The organism is Aliterella sp. E5.1, from assembly GCF_057473825.1.
Genome location: NZ_JBYCCV010000011.1, coordinates 54,321 through 70,247 on the forward strand (window position 1 = coordinate 54,321; position 15,927 = coordinate 70,247).

The window sequence follows — 15,927 nt, forward strand, 5'->3', positions numbered from 1 at the left end:
ACTTAAATTAGCAGTATTCTAAGATTTACCTCCATTGCTTTTTAACCGCAGATCGCATAGCGCAATAGTAGAGGGGTATCTCTCCAAATGCCATAGTACCTCTGCCAAGTCGCCATTAATTGCTTGTACAACTCCTGTCCATCCATGCTTATGACGCTTATGAACTGTAGCGCCAACTTCAATAGTTTCGGGTATTGAGACGGTTGAGGGACAAGATGATGATTGGTCTGGGACAGTTGTATCTGTAGGTACTGCTGGCTTAGGGACAGTTGTAGACGGTTGAGAAGGTAAATCTTTCTCTACTACATAAGGGCAATCGTCTTCCCGTGTTTCATCTACTTTTAAATTCTTAGGCTCAAACTGTCTACAACTATCCCTATCCCTGTCTGGGTCTACATTCAAACTGTCTCGGTAACTATCTTCTAACTGTCTACCAACTATCCCTAGATGAACTGCAACATCAAGTTCCGCCATCTTAGGAATAGTGTAGAAGTAACACCCGTTGATCTTTCCAGTAGACCTTTTGCAGCCAAGCGTCTCAATTGCAGGTCTAAACTTCACCTGGCTTTTAGGTTGATGCCCATTCTCTTTACACCACTGCTGGTAACTCTGGTAGAGATCGCCAGCCTTAACAATATCTCTGCCATCTGGAAAGACCTCTGACAAAAACCTGTACTCAGCATTGTTAGCTTCAAACCGATCGATGCTAGCTTTTGCTACCGCCTCAATTTTGCCTGCTGATAAAATTCGCCTTTTCATCTCTGGAATGGGAACTTGCCACGCCCAAGCAAAAATCATTGATAACTCTGCTCTCAGTTTCTCTCCTAAATTGACATCAACCGATCGCGGGGTATTTTGAAATGGCACAACCGTTAAGCGCCGATCTAGCCCTTCAGAGCCATCTGGAACTGGAACAAAAACGTTATATGCTCTAACAACTACTACACCCAAACGAGTAACATAGGAATCCTTGTAAAGCTTTTTGACCTCTACAGGCTCGTTAGACACTACTTTGTTGTATGCCCCGACATTTTCTAGGAATCCAGAACAATCCGTATCAATTGCCAAGTCTTTATCAATCAACTGCCCCAAACCCACTGCACTTTTAAAGATGTCTGGGCTGGCAGAGCCAATATTTTCTTCACCAACTAGCTGAATCAAGGTTTCCAAAGAAGTACCCTTGCCAGTTCCTTTGGAACCAAAGAGATCCAGAGATTTCTCAATTTCTACTTTCCGATCCTTGGGTCGTGGTAGGGTTGCGTACTTAAACCAGGCTTGCAGCAAATCTTGGATCTGGCGATCGCCTCCTGTTGCCTCGTTTAGATACCTCATCCAGTTAGGACAGATTTCTCGCCAGTCAGAAACATTCTTTAATAAGACAAACTTGTAAGGGCGAAGCTTAGTAATCCGATCGAATGGATCGTGCTTCGGTTGGAATTCCTCTGTATCAACTTGCAAAGTACCATTTAAGAAAGCCAGCTTATTATCTGGACTCCACGCCTCTTCTCGAACCAATAGACGCGATCGCAATTCTCTAACTACAGAAGATATCAACCCAGAGCCACGATTTTTCCATCCCTGAGCATCCATAAAACAAGTCAGAATTTGCTCAAACTCATCTACAGTTTTTAGCTTCCAATGGGTTTTTTGCCATTCGTACCAACCTATTCCTGGTCGATAAGCCCAAGCTTCTTTAAGCACCGCCCAAGCCATTAGAGCTTTATAATGACTCTCCGGCTCATCCAGCTTTAGGAATACTGTTTTCTTATTATTTCGCTTATCCTCCTCTACCCGAAATTCTGTACGCTGTGCTTTTTTTCCTAAAACCCTTAATGCCTCGATTCCATGCCTCACAACAAAATCATCGAGTCCATTTTTAGAGCCGTCAATTTCATTAGGTAGCAGCACAAGATAAGGATAAGCCCCAAGTTTCGTCAACTCATAAGCTCGTCTAGCCAGAGCTAACTGTACAGGAATCTTATCTACAATGTCAGAATCAAAGCACTGGTAAACCTTACGATTTTTCCATTCAATTGCGGATAATTCAGGCAACACCCGCGATTGTTCCAAATTCGCTTCACCGACACGCGGGCAACTATCAACCCAGCCATCTACACCACTAAAAGCGATCGTTGCCAATCCATTAGCACAGCCACAGTCTCCTTTTTTCTCTCCTTCTCCATCCCATAAATCGATCTTGGTAGACTTTGCTGCCTGTCGCCAATTGGAGTACAAACGCGAGAAGTAAGGGCGACAACCTTGATTGCGAGGACTAAGGTATTTCGGGCTGTCTTCAGTTTTTAGACTGCCCCAGTCAGGTTTAAGCCTATAAAAAGGTTTGCCATCTGTCCTTAGAAAAGGTTTGTCATCAAGATCGCAATACCGAAAGATCAAACCTGGTAGATTAACTCCTACTAGATCGTTCGCCGTAGCCTTATCTGCTGAAAAATGACCCTTAACAGCAAATTGCTCTGGGTTAAGTCCAGAGGATTTTAAGTCTGCTTTGTGGGACTCAGTGAGATAAGGCTTAGGATTAAATATTTTTTCCATGAGCCATACCTCACTAGCTTTTGACTATGGGAGAACAGCCGCGCCGCTTCTTGCCCTTTTCTTGGCTAGATAGCAGTGTAGCTAGGTAAACCTCGATCGCCTTTTGATGAGTCTGCGGATCGTTAATGTTTTGCAGCCAATCCTTGACAAGTGGAACGTTGTAACGAACCACTTTGGCATTTATCCTAATCCAGTGAATGTTTTCACTCAGCAGCCCTTTAAGTCGGTACTTTTTGAGCGTGTCTCCAGATAAACCAGTTAACTTCGAGATTTCACGCTTACTAACAAATTGAAACTGATGCTGGTAAGAGATCGATTCGGCTGGTAAATTGTTAAATGTATTCATGAAAATTTTTCATATGTATTCATATGGAACTTTTGTAGTGAATATATAAGCTCAATCCCGGCGTTTAGAGCCTGCGCCAACAGGCTAATCAACACTTTTAGAGATTGAAGCTCTGATTTAAAACAGAAGCACCCTTGGAATTAAGCTGTCCTGGGTGCTTCTGGCTTTTGAGTTAGGTGGTGGTAGACATATTGGAACAGAAACGCTTTCTGGTTAAATTCCTCCATCAATAGTTCATGCACAGGATAAGGGCGATCGCCCTCATTTGGGCTGGATGCGATTACAGCGCTAAGTGATAATTCCTCCGTCCTTTTAACCAACATTTAGTTTGATATTAGTAAAATTCTTCTCTAATCCATCGTATTAGATTTCTTATGAGTTGCCGATGGCTAACAGCATGATTTTCCATACAAATTCCCTATCAAAAATTATTTACTAAGCAAATACTAGATACTAATAAAATATGTATATTATTAGTATTTTTTAATTAATTTTTAATTAATTTTTAAGTATCTTTTTTATAAAAAATCAATGTATTCAATGCTTTCATTTCATACTCCTTCCATATTCCTTTATAAACAAATTTAGCCGTTTTCCCCCAAATATTTACTATTAATTTTACTTATGTATGTATTTTGAAGTTGCAAGTTAATAACCGAATATATTCAAGCCTATGCTTAAGTGTTAATTCAAATCTCTAGAACTCAGGTACAAACAATTCCCATTTATTATCTATGTATTGGCAATAGATAACCTCTAGAGAATTACCTACTAACCGAGGTATATCTTTAGCATTTAAACCATTCTCTAGTGCAATGCAATCATTTGTTTATAAGGACAATTTTTTACGAAAGTAATTCTATGAGATTACACAAAGCTCGGTTAGAGAATAACTGGTGTAAAGATGGTGTAAATATAAATAAAAAGACTTGTAACGGAGTATTTGCAATGTTTGCCCTCGGACTGAAAATCCTCGTGTCCGCAGTTCAAATCTGCGTCCTGGCATTAATTAAAAATAAGGATCTTAGTCATTTCAAGGGTTTCCAGCGCTCGTCGAAAAAGTTGAGTTATAGCAACTCCATACTATTATTAGTGCTTTTTGGGTACGTTTGGGTGAGTAATTGGTGTAAAAATTCTAAAACAGAATTATCTTGATTTTTGCAAACTTTAACCATCTCTTTAGCAGCGTACCCGCAAAACGGCGATCGCAATTACTGAAGCCTCAATTCCAAGTTGAATCTGTAAACAATGAAATTGGATAGCTAAAGACAAATTATTTAAGCGGCAACAGTATGAAGTTTTGGCGAATGTATCGGTGCTGGGAAAACGGTAATATTTAAGTTTAGCGTTAGTATGTTCTTTCTCTCGCCCAGATTACTGTTATAAAGCTCTAATCTAAACTGAAATCACTAAGTAAAGCTAATTGATTGGGTTCGGTAATTGTTACTTGCCAGCTTCCATCTTCCGATTTTTTTGTTGCTACATTTTTCATTTGGACAGATTCATCAACAGCATCTATAGGATTAATAGGGATTTGATTGAGAATTTGTCGTGACACGGTTACTCTATACACTGCATTTGTTGATGTTACTACTTTAAACTCTATGTTTTCTGAGGTTGAAACTGTGTACTCTGTAACTTGTCCTTGAATAATGTTTTGTTGCTGCTTTTGCTCTTGACAAAATACATTTACTGTCTTTTTCAAACTGAGCGAATTTAACTTAAATCCAGGACAGCTTAATATTGATTCTGTTCTAAATAAAATTTTTCTTAATTCATCATAATCAGGAATTTTCCCCGCTCCATAATTAGCTTTAGAGCGGACTTCTGCTGGTGCATTTAGTAAAGCTGAACTAATGCGCTTTCTATCATCACTAGATAACTTAGGAGACAAATACACCCCTGCACCAGGAATTGCTTTACTAATATGAATTATTCTTAATTGGGAATCATCTTTAACCGCATCATACCTGCTAGATGCAATATCTACTTCTCCTGATTTAACTAATTCTTTAGTTTCGTTGGGGCTATATCCTATCCCGATGCGGAGAGATTTGCCATACAAAGTATAGATTGGCAAATGAAATGTTGGGGCAGATTCAGGACTTCCTAAAGCAATAGTAGTAGTCGAATTTATATCAGCAATAGATTGAATTTCACTGTCGGCGCGGACATACAAAGCTCCTCGATAATAAGAAGGTCTACCAGGAAACATCGTTGCCATACCAAAGTAATTATTGTCTTCTGCCACAATCGAAAATATTGGCGATCGCGTAAAGGCAATGTCCCAATCTTTTTTTGCAATACGTTGAGAATTTTGCCCGTAAGGTGTATCTCTATCAACTTCAACTTTAAGATTAAGTTTTTTCTGTAAATAAGTTGCTAGAGCGCTATAGTCTTCAGTCTTTGGTGGGGTGGCTATGCCAATAACTAAGGGTGCAGCTGCTAAGTTTTTGTAGCAAGCATTCCAAACTCTTTTCTCATTGCTATTAGGACAAGGTTTATTTAATTGCCAAATCCTAAAAATACCTCCACTGATAGCTAAGGCGATCGCTAAACTAATGGCAGACAAAACTATTACTTTATTTTTACTTTTAGAAAGTAGTTGTTGCATTTTGAGGAAGGGCAATAATACGGTTTAGGCGGTAGTCTATTACCTTTTAATTGTATTTACATACCCATTGTATAAACCAAAATCAACTTTGCCGTCTTCATCGCGATCGCACTAGAGTAGTACTTTAGGCAATTAATAAATTAGTAATGCACACAATAGATACATTGTCAACTAAAAAAAACTGGGCAAAAGCGATTTCTAAGCCAGCTACAGAATTTGCGGCAACGAAGTTATCGATTATTTCCGGCAGCATCCCGCATAACTTACGGGGCAAACTGTACCGCAATGGACCTGCAAGGCTAGAGCGTGGCGGTATCCGGGTGGGTCACTGGTTTGATGGTGATGGCGCAATTCTAGGGGTGAATTTCACAGATGAGGGAGTCACTGGGACTTATCGTTACGTGCAAACGGCGGGATACGAGGAAGAAGCGGCGGCGGGTAAATTGCTTTACGGCAACTATGGCATGACTGCGCCTGGTGCAATCTGGAATCAATGGTTAAAACCAATCAAAAATGCTGCTAATACTTCAGTTTTAGCGTTACCTGATAAACTTTTGGCGCTGTGGGAGGGTGGTAAACCTCATGCCTTAGATTTGCAGACTTTAGCTACTATTGGCATAGATAGTTTAGCTGGACTTGAAGACAATTTGCCTTACTCTGCTCATCCCAAATGCGATCGCCAAACTGGGGAAATATTTAACTTTGGTGTGAGTCCGGGTATTGATGCCACCTTAAATATTTATAAAAGCGATCGCACGGGTAAGATCCTTAAAAAATCTGCAACGAAGCTTGATGGCGTACCTTTAATTCATGATTTTGTTTTAGCAGGGCAATACTTAGTATTTTTTGTGCCGCCAGTACGCGCAAACCCATTACCACTGTTATTAGGATTGAGCAGTTATAGCGAAGCTTTGCAATGGCAGCCAAAACTAGGCACGCAATGGCTAATTTTTGACCGCGATAGCTTATCTCTAGTTAATCGAGGTGAAACCGAGCCATGGTATCAATGGCACTTTAGCAATGGCTACGTGGACTCTAGCGGCGCAATAGTTGCGGGGATGGTGCGTTACGAGGATTTTGCAACAAATCAGTATCTCAAAGAAGTAGCAACGGGAGAAACTCATCGCTCCGCTAAAAGTACGTTATGGCAAGTACATCTTAATCCCAATACTGGTGTAACAGCCAACAACCAAATTTTAGATATTCATTGCGAGTTTCCTACAGTACCGCCGCAGCAAGTAGGGCAAAGTGAAAGCTCTACCTATTTATCAGTGCATCGTCAAGGAATAGATCCAAGCCAAGAAATATTTGGTGCGATCGCTCGCTTTAATAATAAAACCGATATTCTTACCATTGCTGATATGGGAGAGAATCGCTATCCCAGCGAACCAATATTTGCGCCAAATCCTGAAAACCCCGATACTGGTTGGATAATCACCGTTGTCTACGATGGAAATACAGATACAAGTGAAGTTTTAGTATTAGATAGCGGAGGTTTGGATAGAGAGCCTATTTGCAAACTAAGCTTACCTAGTGTAATTCCGCCAAGTTTTCACGGTACATGGCAGCCTGGGTAAAGTTTGATGAGGATTTTGCCTCGTAATGTCGCGTCAAGACGCTGTACTCGGTAAAAATATATTTGCGTCTTGACGCTTTGTAATATCGATAAATTAAAACATTTTATGGCTTACTACTGGTTTAAAGCATTTCATATCGTCGGTTTCGTTGTTTGGTTTGCCGGATTATTCTACTTAGTACGTCTTTTTATCTATCACGTCGAAGCTAACGCCGAACCCGAACCTGCCAAAACAATTCTCAAAAATCAATATCAATTGATGGAGAAAAGGCTATATAGCATCATTACTACCCCAGGAATGCTAGTTACAATTGCGATGGCGATTGGACTTGTCACTACTGAACCAGATGTTCTCAAGCAAGGCTGGCTGCATATCAAGCTGGCGTTTGTGGTGCTTTTGCTTGGCTATCATCACTACTGCAAACGGCTGATGAAGCAACTAGAAAAAAATGAATGCACTTGGAGCGGTCAACAATTGCGGGCATTCAATGAAGCGCCTACTATATTGCTAGTTGCGATCGTGATGTTGGCTATTTTCAAAGACAATTTACCTACCGATCTTACTGCTTGGGTAATTTTTGCAATGGTTATTGTCATGGCTGCAACTATCCAGCTTTATGCCAGAAAGCGCCGCCTAGATAAAGAAAGAGTATTGGCAGAAATACCCCAAGAATAAGCAATAATCGATTAATGCCAAGGGTGCGAATCCTTGGCAAGATTATTACGAGCGCCAAGCGTGAAAACTGACACAATTTTCTATCAACTATTCCAAATATTTCCCACCGCATTCTTTGAACTTATTGAGCAACCAAATTTAGTTAATAGTGGTTATCAATTTACATCCACAGAAATCAAGCAACTAGCTTTCCGAATTGATGGCTTATTTTTACCCAGGGAAGATTCTACAGATGAACCGATTTACTTTGTAGAAGTCCAGTTTCAAGCAGATAAAAAATTTTATCATCGCTTGTTTGGGGAAATTTTCTTATATCTTTCTTTCAAGGTGCGATCGCGCTAATGACTGGAAGGCAGTAGTAGTATTTAAGCAAAGAAGCTTAGATCCAGGCAACCTCCCGCAATTTGTTGAATTGCTTACTAGCCAAAGAGTAAGGCGAATTTATTTAGATGAGTTAGGTGAAGTTTCCGGGCAATCAATCGGGATTGGTATAGTTAAATTAGTAGTAGAAACGAAGAAGAAAGCCACTAATTTAGCTAGAGAGCTACTCAATAGAGCTAACGAAGAACTTGTTGACCAATCCTTGAAACAGCAGGTTATGGGATTAATTGAGACAATAATCTTGTACAAATTACCAGAACTAACACCCAAGGAACTAGAAGCTATGTTTGGACTAGATGAACTAAAGAAAACTCGGTATTTTCAGGAAGTTACCCAAGAAGCTAGACAAGAAGGCAAACAAGAAGGCGTACAGGAAGGTATACAGCAAGGTAAACAAGAAGCTATCCCTAATCTGTTAAAGATTGGCTTGAGCGTTGAACAAGTAGCGCAAGTCTTGAATTTATCTGTTGAACAAGTTAGGCAAATAGCTGCGCGATCGCCTAATGAATGAGAAATTAGAAGCTATGTCTGGACTAGATGCATTTATGTTTGCGCTAGATGATGAATTAAGAAAAACTCGGTATTTTCAAGAGGTTATCGAAGCAGCTAGACAGGAAGGTATACGGGAAGGTAAACAAGAAGCTATACGAAAACCTGTTACTAACCTATTAAACTTTGGCTTAAGCGTTGAACAAATAGCAGAAGCATTAAACTTGTCTGTTGAACAAGTTAGGCAAATAGCAGCCCAACTTTCTAATTAATGAGATTGAGCCTAACCTATTTTTAGCGATCGCACATATTGCTAAAACACTTTGCTTGGCTGCAAAACTTAAAGTCGCATCTACATAATTTTACTAATTAATCATAGATTAATCTTACCTTTGCCTAAGCATGATAAAGATCTACTAAAGTTTTGACGTGTATAGAAAAAGTCTCAAAATAATATGACTGTATCGCGTCGTAAATTCTTTGCCCTAGCAGGTGTAGGAGCTTCTTGTGCTGTTCTTGCTGACCCCTTAAAAGCTCTCTATGCTAGAGAAGCTAGAGGTAGATCAATAGTTGGACAAGGCTATGGTCCGCTTCAAGCCGATCCTAATGGTTTATTAGATTTACCTAGAGGATTCCAATATCGAACCTTTTCTAGAACTGGTGAGATAATGAGTGACAAAAATCCTGTTCCAGGTGGTCATGATGGTATGGCTGCCTTTCGTGGACCTAGAAAAACTACTATCTTGGTTCGCAATCACGAACTTAGTCCAAGCTCCAGCACAAAAGTTGAAGCTCCAGAACTTAAAAAGTACGACCCACTTAATCGCGGTGGTACGACTACTTTGATTGTGGCACCAAATCGGGGGCTAATCAAAGACTATGTATCTCTTGCAGGTACTTATCGTAATTGTGCTGGCGGCGCAACTCCTTGGGGTTCCTGGATTAGTTGTGAAGAAAATACTTCCACTCCGGCAACTAATACACCAGACGGTACAAACAATGTTTCTAAGTATCACGGCTATAATTTTGAGGTTCCATCCAGCGCCACTGAACCTGTAGACCCTATACCACTCGTAGGCATGGGTCGTTTTAACCACGAAGCGATCGCTGTAGATCCTAGAACTGGAATTGTTTATGAGACCGAGGATAGAGGTGATAGCCTGTTCTATCGCTTTATCCCAAACCAACCAGGAGTCTTGCAAGCAGGAGGAGTTTTAGAAGCTTTAAAAATTAAAGATAAACCTCAAGCCATTACTACAACAGGTTTCACTATAGGTCAACCAATGGCGGTTGAGTGGGTTCGCATTGAAGATGTAAATCCTGTACTTGATACTGTAAGGGTTGAAGGATTTGCTAAAGGAGCCGCTCAGTTTTCTCGTGGAGAAGGTATAACCTATGGCAATGGCGAGGTGTACTTTGCCTGCACTAGCGGCGGTGCTGCTGGGAAGGGTCAGGTTTGGCGCTACATTCCTAGTAGATATCCCCAAGATGGCGGTACTATCGAGCTATTTGTTGAGCCAAACGATGAAACGGTACTCGAAAACCCGGATAACGTCATTTTGTCTCCTTTCGGCGATTTGTTCCTCTGCGAGGATGGGGATGGCACAGATTATGTTGTTGGCGTTAATTCCAGAGGACAACTCTACCAGTTTGCTCGCAATGCCTTGAACAGTTCTGAGTTTGCTGGTGTCTGCTTTTCGCCCGATGGTCAAACTATGTTCCTCAATATTCAAAGTCCTGGAATTACTTTTGCAATTTGGGGTCCTTGGAGAAAAGGAGCTTAGTTAGGGCTTTTGTTTGCAAGGCTGCAAACAAAGCTTTTATTGTTACTGGGCGGTGCTAAACCACTCAGTTACACCATCGGAAATTGCCTTTGCTAATTTTTGTTGTTCTTGGGGGCTAGTAATCCACTCAAACTCGGTGGGATTAATCATAAAACCTAGTTCTAATAATACGGCGGGCGCAGTAGTGGGGCGAGTTAAAGCCAAGTTATTCCAATACACGCCATAGGAAGGACGAGCCAGCTTTTTAACTAAATAATTGTGCATAAATAAAGCTAGACTGTGCGCTTGGGTGTTGTACCAAAAAGCCGCTACTCCTTTAGTGTTGATAGCATCGCCGCCATCAGGTAAAGCGTTGTAATGGATAGAAAGTGCGATCGCTGGGTCTAATTTATCAATCATACTTGCGCGATCTCCTAAACCCACATCTATATCATCTTCCCGCGTCATATAAACCGTTGCACCCTTTGCTACTAACTGTTCTCGAACTAGCTTAGATATAAGTAAATTAATATCTTTTTCGGGATAACCTGTGGGACCTCTTGAACCTAATTCTTTGCCACCATGACCGGGATCGAGCAAAATTTTAATCCCTTTAAGCGGAGTATTTCGTCCCCCTTCTCCTTTGGGTGGGTGGCGCAAAGTTAAAACTAAGCTTGTACCGTCGTATCTAAGCTTGTATCCCCACTGCTGGGCAGATTTGAGGTTAAAGGTATATTGCACTTGGTGCGGAGCCACCTGTTGCCAATCTAGGCGAGAAATTAGCGGGTCATCATCTAGGCGGATAATGTCAGTTTCGGCGGTAGTATTGTAGAGCGTTAGGGTAAAAGATTTGTCGCCCTGTTGGACGCTTACAGGTACGGGTACTTGCAAGGGAAATACTACTTCAGTTGCTCCCGCTACTTGCCGAGCGCGGACGCTGCGAATAATTGAATTAGGCGGCGTTATACCTTTTAAAATGCGCGTTTCTTTGCTATTAATCCAACCACCATAATCTAAACGCAACCATTCTCCTTCTTTGGCGGTAATTGTCGCCTGCGTACCTTTGGGTAAAGGGGTAAGCCGAGAATTATCGGTACTTGCACCTGTTCGCGCTACGCCGGATTCGGCTGTAACTTCGGCAACTTCAAGCTGTGAGGGTGAAAGGATGGTTATTTTACCTGTACCTAGCTGCTTGGTTGTTTTACCATCAATTGTTAGCTGAAATTCTGGTACGCCTAAACTAGCAGGCTGCACTGTAGTACAACCTGCATACTTGCCTGCTACCGACTCCATAATAGGTCGATTTTGTTGTGTCAGCGCCGCAGAATTGGGCGGTAGTTGGATGTTTTGCAACTGGGGAAGTAAAGCAATAGTTTGATTGGCTAATTTAACTGCAATTGTTGCATTGGTAGGAGCCGTTGCTCCAAAACAAATAATTTCTCCTGGAAGCTTGGCTATATCTACTGATGGAGTCAGCGAATTGGGAGCAAAGGCTAATCCTTTCGGCGGTGCTGGAATTGTGGACAAGCGTTTAACTTTAATTTCTACCTGTTGATTTTGGTAGCGCAAAGTAAACAAATTATCTCCCACTTTTAATGGGAGACTAGGAGCAAAATGTCCCGCCGGACTGCGTTTGATAGGTTTACCGTTTACAAATACTTCGCCTTGAGGCGCTGTACCAATCAAAAATATTTGGTTAGCTGTAGTTTGATGCTCGGCGGGAGGATAAACCACCGTCAAAGCTTGTGCTACCGCCGGGGATGTAATTAATACCGTCCCTAAACTGCCGAAGAGTAAAAGTTTTCTCACGCCAAAATAGTAATAGAAGATATTTATAATATCGCCATTGATGCGATGTTCTGCGATCGCACTTTCCGTCAAAAGCTAACAGCGAGTATTGTGGCACAATTAACGGGGTGGATTTCTATAAATTGTTTTTACGGCTAAAATTATATGACTAAATTTGTGTTTGTCACTGGTGGTGTAGTCTCCAGTATTGGTAAAGGTATTGTAGCAGCGAGTTTGGGTAGATTATTAAAGTCGCGAGATTATTCGGTATCTATCCTCAAACTCGATCCTTATATTAATGTCGATCCTGGGACTATGAGTCCCTTTCAGCATGGGGAAGTATTTGTAACCGATGATGGCGCGGAGACAGATTTAGACTTAGGACATTACGAACGATTTACCGATACCCCGATGTCGCGCCTCAACAGCGTGACTACAGGTTCTATTTACCAAGCGGTGTTAAATAAAGAGCGACGCGGCGAGTATATGGGGGGTACAGTCCAAGTAATTCCCCATATTACGACAGAAATAAAAGATCGAATTCAAAGAGTTGCCCACAATACCAATCCTGACGTAGTAATTACAGAAATTGGCGGCACAGTAGGCGATATTGAATCGTTACCATTTTTAGAAGCAATCCGTCAGTTTCGTAAAGATGTAGGGCGACAAAACGTGCTGTATATGCACGTTACCCTCGTACCTTGGATTCCTTCGGCGGGAGAAATGAAAACTAAGCCAACCCAGCATTCCGTCAAAGAATTGCGCTCGATTGGTATTCAACCAGATATTTTAGTTTGTAGATGCGATCGCCCGCTACCTGTGGGTTTAAAGTTAAAAATGTCGGAATTTTGCGACGTACCTGTAGAATGCGTAATTACGGCTCAAGATGCCAGCAGTATCTATGAAGTACCGCTAATGCTAGAACGGGAAGGACTAGCAGAGCAAGCAATCGAATTACTCCACCTCGAACGCCGCCAACCCAATTTGACTCAGTGGCAAAATATAGTTGACCACCTCTATCGCCCAACCCACAAAATAGAAATCGGCATTGTTGGTAAATACGTGCAGCTAAACGATGCCTATTTGTCCGTTACCGAAGCTTTGCGCCATGCAGCGCTGGCGACAGGAGGAGACTTGCACTTACGCTGGATAAATTCCGAAGACTTGGAAACCGATGGCGCGCAGAAGTATCTAGAAGGTATCAACGGGTTAATAGTACCGGGAGGCTTTGGGATTCGGGGTGTAGATGGCAAAATTGCGGCGGTAAAGTACGCGCGAGAACTGCAAATTCCTTTTTTGGGTTTGTGTTTGGGTATGCAATGTGCGGTAGTTGAATGGGCGCGAAATATTGCGGGACTAAAAGACGCGAATAGTGCCGAATTTGAGCCGACGGGCGCTCATCCAGTAATTAATTTATTGCCCGAACAGCAAGATGTAGTAGATCTGGGCGGTACAATGCGTTTAGGTCTGTATCCTTGCCGCATCGAGCCAAATACTCTTGCTCATAAACTCTACCAAAAAGAAGTAATTTACGAACGGCATCGCCACCGCTACGAGTTTAACAATGCTTACCGCAACTTGCTTGTAGAATCAGGTTATGTTATTAGTGGAACTTCTCCTGATGGACGTTTGGTAGAAATTATTGAGTTGCCTAACCATCCATTCTTTATTGCTAGTCAATTCCACCCAGAGTTTAAATCAAGACCTAGCGCGCCTCATCCTTTATTTAGTGGTTTTATTGAAGCAGCAACGGCGCGGCTAGTACCTCCAGTACAAGTTCCCACCCCCGTTGAGGTGTGACAAAAGGCATGATAGAGACGTGTATTAAACGTCTCTATCAACTAAAGACCAAGCTAATTTAGCCGCGCCTACCATTCCGGCTTGATTGCCTAATTGCGCCCGTAGTATCTGCAAACCCGTGCGAGAACTAGGCAACACGCGGCGTTCGATTTCTGCTTGCATAGAAGGTAAGAAAAATTCAAAACTAGCGCATACTCCACCACCAATTGCGATCGCTTCTGGTGTCAAAATATAGATTAAACTTGCAAGCCCCGCACCCAAATCCTTACCGTATTCTTGCCAAAAAGTTAGTGCTTTCGGGTCGCCAGAACTAGCCAAAAATCCTAATTGGGAAGGTTCTAAACCTGTACGGCGGCGAATAGCTGACACCGATGTGTATTGCTCTAAGGAGCCTTGATTGCCACTATTACACTTGGGACCATCGGGGTTTAAAGTAATTAGTCCTAATTCTCCCGCCGCGCCGCGATGCCCTGTAAACAATTTACCGTCAAGAATAATCGCCCCACCTACTCCTGTACCGAGAGTGATGAGAATCAGATTTTGAAACTTCTTGCCTGCGCCTAGCCAATATTCGCCCAAACCCGCACAATTGGCATCGTTAGCTAAAAATGTCGGCAGGTTTAATTTAGCTTCTAACAAGTCGGCTAAAGGTACATCGTGCCAATTAGCTAGATTAATCGCAACTACCGCGATTCTCCCCGTAGCATCAACCGGACCTGGAGTACCAATACCAATTGCTTTACCAAGTCCTTGGGGGTCAATAAGTGGAATCGCCTTTGCTATAGCCTCTACAACGGCGCTTGGTGTAGCAGGCCCAGGAGTCGGTACGCTTAACGACTGCAAGCAATTACCATCGGCGGTAAATCGCCCTAATTTGATTGCCGTACCACCCAAGTCAATGCCAATTACTTGAGCCACATCAACATTACCCATATTGCGATCGCATTATTCAAGGTACAAGCTTACTATTTTCTTTGCGTAATCGGGGATTAATAAAATCATTTAAACCCTCTCCCACCAAAGACAAACCCACAACCATTAAAGTCATTGCAAGTCCCGGAAACAGCGCCGTCCACCAAATGCCTGTAGGCAAAGCTTCCAGTGCTTGGCGCAAATCGTGACCCCATTCTGGTACTTGTTCGGGCAATCCTAACCCCAAAAAGCCCAAGCCACCCAAAGTTAAAATCGCATCCGCCGCATTCAGGGTAAATAATACCGGAACGCTGGCAATTACATTCAAAAACAAGTAGCGTGACAATACCCGCCAAGTAGAAGCGCCCATCGATTGCGCGGCTTCAATAAAAAGCTCAGTTTTGACGCTGACGGTGTGATTGCGAACAACTCGATAATATTGGGGTATGTAAGCAATACTAATTGCGATCGCGGCATTTAATATCCCCCTACCGACAACAAAAGCCAAAGTCACTGATAGCAATAGCCCTGGCAGCGTATATATAGTATCCATCAAAAACAATAATATGCGATCGAGTCTCCCGCCTATATAACCGCTTACAAGTCCCAAGGGAACGCCAATTACGACACTCAGCACTGTTGCCAAAATCACGACTTGCAGGGCAGCTTGAGTACCGAATAAAGTCCGCGAGAACACATCATAACCTTGCTGGCTTGTGCCAAAAAAATGACTGATTGATGGTGGTTCGTGAATTGGATTAGTTAGCGACTCGGAGGGGTTTTGCAACCATCCCCAACCCTGAAACACCGAACCAAATAGAGCTATTAACAAAAAAAATAGGCTCATAATTAAGCCCACAAGCATCAATCGCTGGGAAATACTCGGACGCGCCGCAGAGGAGAAAATTTTGGGTAGATTGCGTTTGGTGGCAGTCATAAATTAGAGTATTGGCGAATATGATTCGCGGGTGGCGCGTGAGGCAAATATACAGGATTTAGGAGGCGAATTCAATCCGCCTCCTAAACAGCTTA

General features: G+C 42.1%; 12 protein-coding genes and 1 pseudogene. 6 read left to right on the plus strand and 7 right to left on the minus strand.

The features are described from left to right. Positions 1-18: 18 nt before the first annotated feature. From AC2VE5_RS06600 to AC2VE5_RS06615, 4 genes are all read right to left on the minus strand, one after another. Entirely contained in the window at positions 19-2,550 is a 2,532-nt protein-coding gene (locus AC2VE5_RS06600) for a phage/plasmid primase, P4 family (protein ID WP_486886971.1), read from the minus strand. Between the two features lie 13 nt (positions 2,551-2,563). Next, complete coding sequence (locus AC2VE5_RS06605) at positions 2,564-2,896, minus strand: hypothetical protein (protein WP_486886972.1); 333 nt, start codon at positions 2,894-2,896, stop codon at positions 2,564-2,566. 140 nt (positions 2,897-3,036) lie between these two features. Further along, a complete protein-coding gene (locus tag AC2VE5_RS06610) occupies positions 3,037-3,219 on the minus strand; it encodes a hypothetical protein (RefSeq protein ID WP_486886973.1) in 183 nt (60 codons plus the stop codon). 1,067 nt (positions 3,220-4,286) lie between these two features. Next, the gene (locus AC2VE5_RS06615) at positions 4,287-5,468 is read right to left on the minus strand and encodes a phosphate/phosphite/phosphonate ABC transporter substrate-binding protein (protein WP_486886974.1); all 1,182 of its coding nucleotides are present in this window, start codon (positions 5,466-5,468) and stop codon (positions 4,287-4,289) included. Between the two features lie 188 nt (positions 5,469-5,656). Here AC2VE5_RS06615 and AC2VE5_RS06620 point away from each other — a divergent pair, with 188 nt between their 5' ends. The 5 genes and pseudogenes from AC2VE5_RS06620 to AC2VE5_RS06640 all read left to right on the plus strand — a co-directional run bounded on the left by AC2VE5_RS06620 (position 5,657) and on the right by AC2VE5_RS06640 (position 10,416). Beyond that, entirely contained in the window at positions 5,657-7,087 is a 1,431-nt protein-coding gene (locus tag AC2VE5_RS06620) for a carotenoid oxygenase family protein (RefSeq protein ID WP_486886975.1), read from the plus strand. 105 nt (positions 7,088-7,192) lie between these two features. Further along, positions 7,193-7,762 (plus strand): protoporphyrinogen oxidase HemJ, encoded by a 570-nt coding sequence (gene hemJ / locus AC2VE5_RS06625; protein ID WP_486886976.1) that lies wholly within the window; start codon positions 7,193-7,195, stop codon positions 7,760-7,762. A gap of 60 nt (positions 7,763-7,822) precedes the next feature. Then, positions 7,823-8,654 (plus strand): annotated as a pseudogene (locus tag AC2VE5_RS06630) (Rpn family recombination-promoting nuclease/putative transposase). Next, the gene (locus tag AC2VE5_RS06635) at positions 8,647-8,904 is read left to right on the plus strand and encodes a hypothetical protein (RefSeq protein WP_486886977.1); all 258 of its coding nucleotides are present in this window, start codon (positions 8,647-8,649) and stop codon (positions 8,902-8,904) included. The pseudogene AC2VE5_RS06630 and the gene AC2VE5_RS06635 overlap by 8 nt, the downstream one beginning before the upstream one ends. A gap of 183 nt (positions 8,905-9,087) precedes the next feature. Next, the gene (locus tag AC2VE5_RS06640) at positions 9,088-10,416 is read left to right on the plus strand and encodes an alkaline phosphatase PhoX (RefSeq protein ID WP_486886978.1); all 1,329 of its coding nucleotides are present in this window, start codon (positions 9,088-9,090) and stop codon (positions 10,414-10,416) included. A 42-nt stretch (positions 10,417-10,458) separates the two neighbouring features. On the opposite strand, the gene AC2VE5_RS06645 is transcribed toward AC2VE5_RS06640, so the two are convergent. After that, positions 10,459-12,204: an N-acetylmuramoyl-L-alanine amidase family protein gene (locus AC2VE5_RS06645; protein ID WP_486887005.1), complete on the minus strand. Its 1,746-nt coding sequence runs from the start codon at positions 12,202-12,204 to the stop codon at positions 10,459-10,461. Positions 12,205-12,348: 144 nt separating this feature from the next. On the opposite strand from AC2VE5_RS06645, the gene pyrG reads away from it, so the two are divergent. Next, entirely contained in the window at positions 12,349-13,983 is a 1,635-nt protein-coding gene (pyrG, locus tag AC2VE5_RS06650; protein ID WP_486886979.1) for a CTP synthase, read from the plus strand. Positions 13,984-14,007: 24 nt separating this feature from the next. On the opposite strand, the gene AC2VE5_RS06655 is transcribed toward pyrG, so the two are convergent. Both AC2VE5_RS06655 and AC2VE5_RS06660 read right to left on the minus strand, forming a co-directional pair. Beyond that, the gene (locus tag AC2VE5_RS06655) at positions 14,008-14,916 is read right to left on the minus strand and encodes an ROK family protein (protein ID WP_486886980.1); all 909 of its coding nucleotides are present in this window, start codon (positions 14,914-14,916) and stop codon (positions 14,008-14,010) included. A gap of 16 nt (positions 14,917-14,932) precedes the next feature. Then, entirely contained in the window at positions 14,933-15,832 is a 900-nt protein-coding gene (locus AC2VE5_RS06660; RefSeq protein WP_486886981.1) for an ABC transporter permease, read from the minus strand. Between the last annotated feature and the right edge of the window lie 95 nt (positions 15,833-15,927).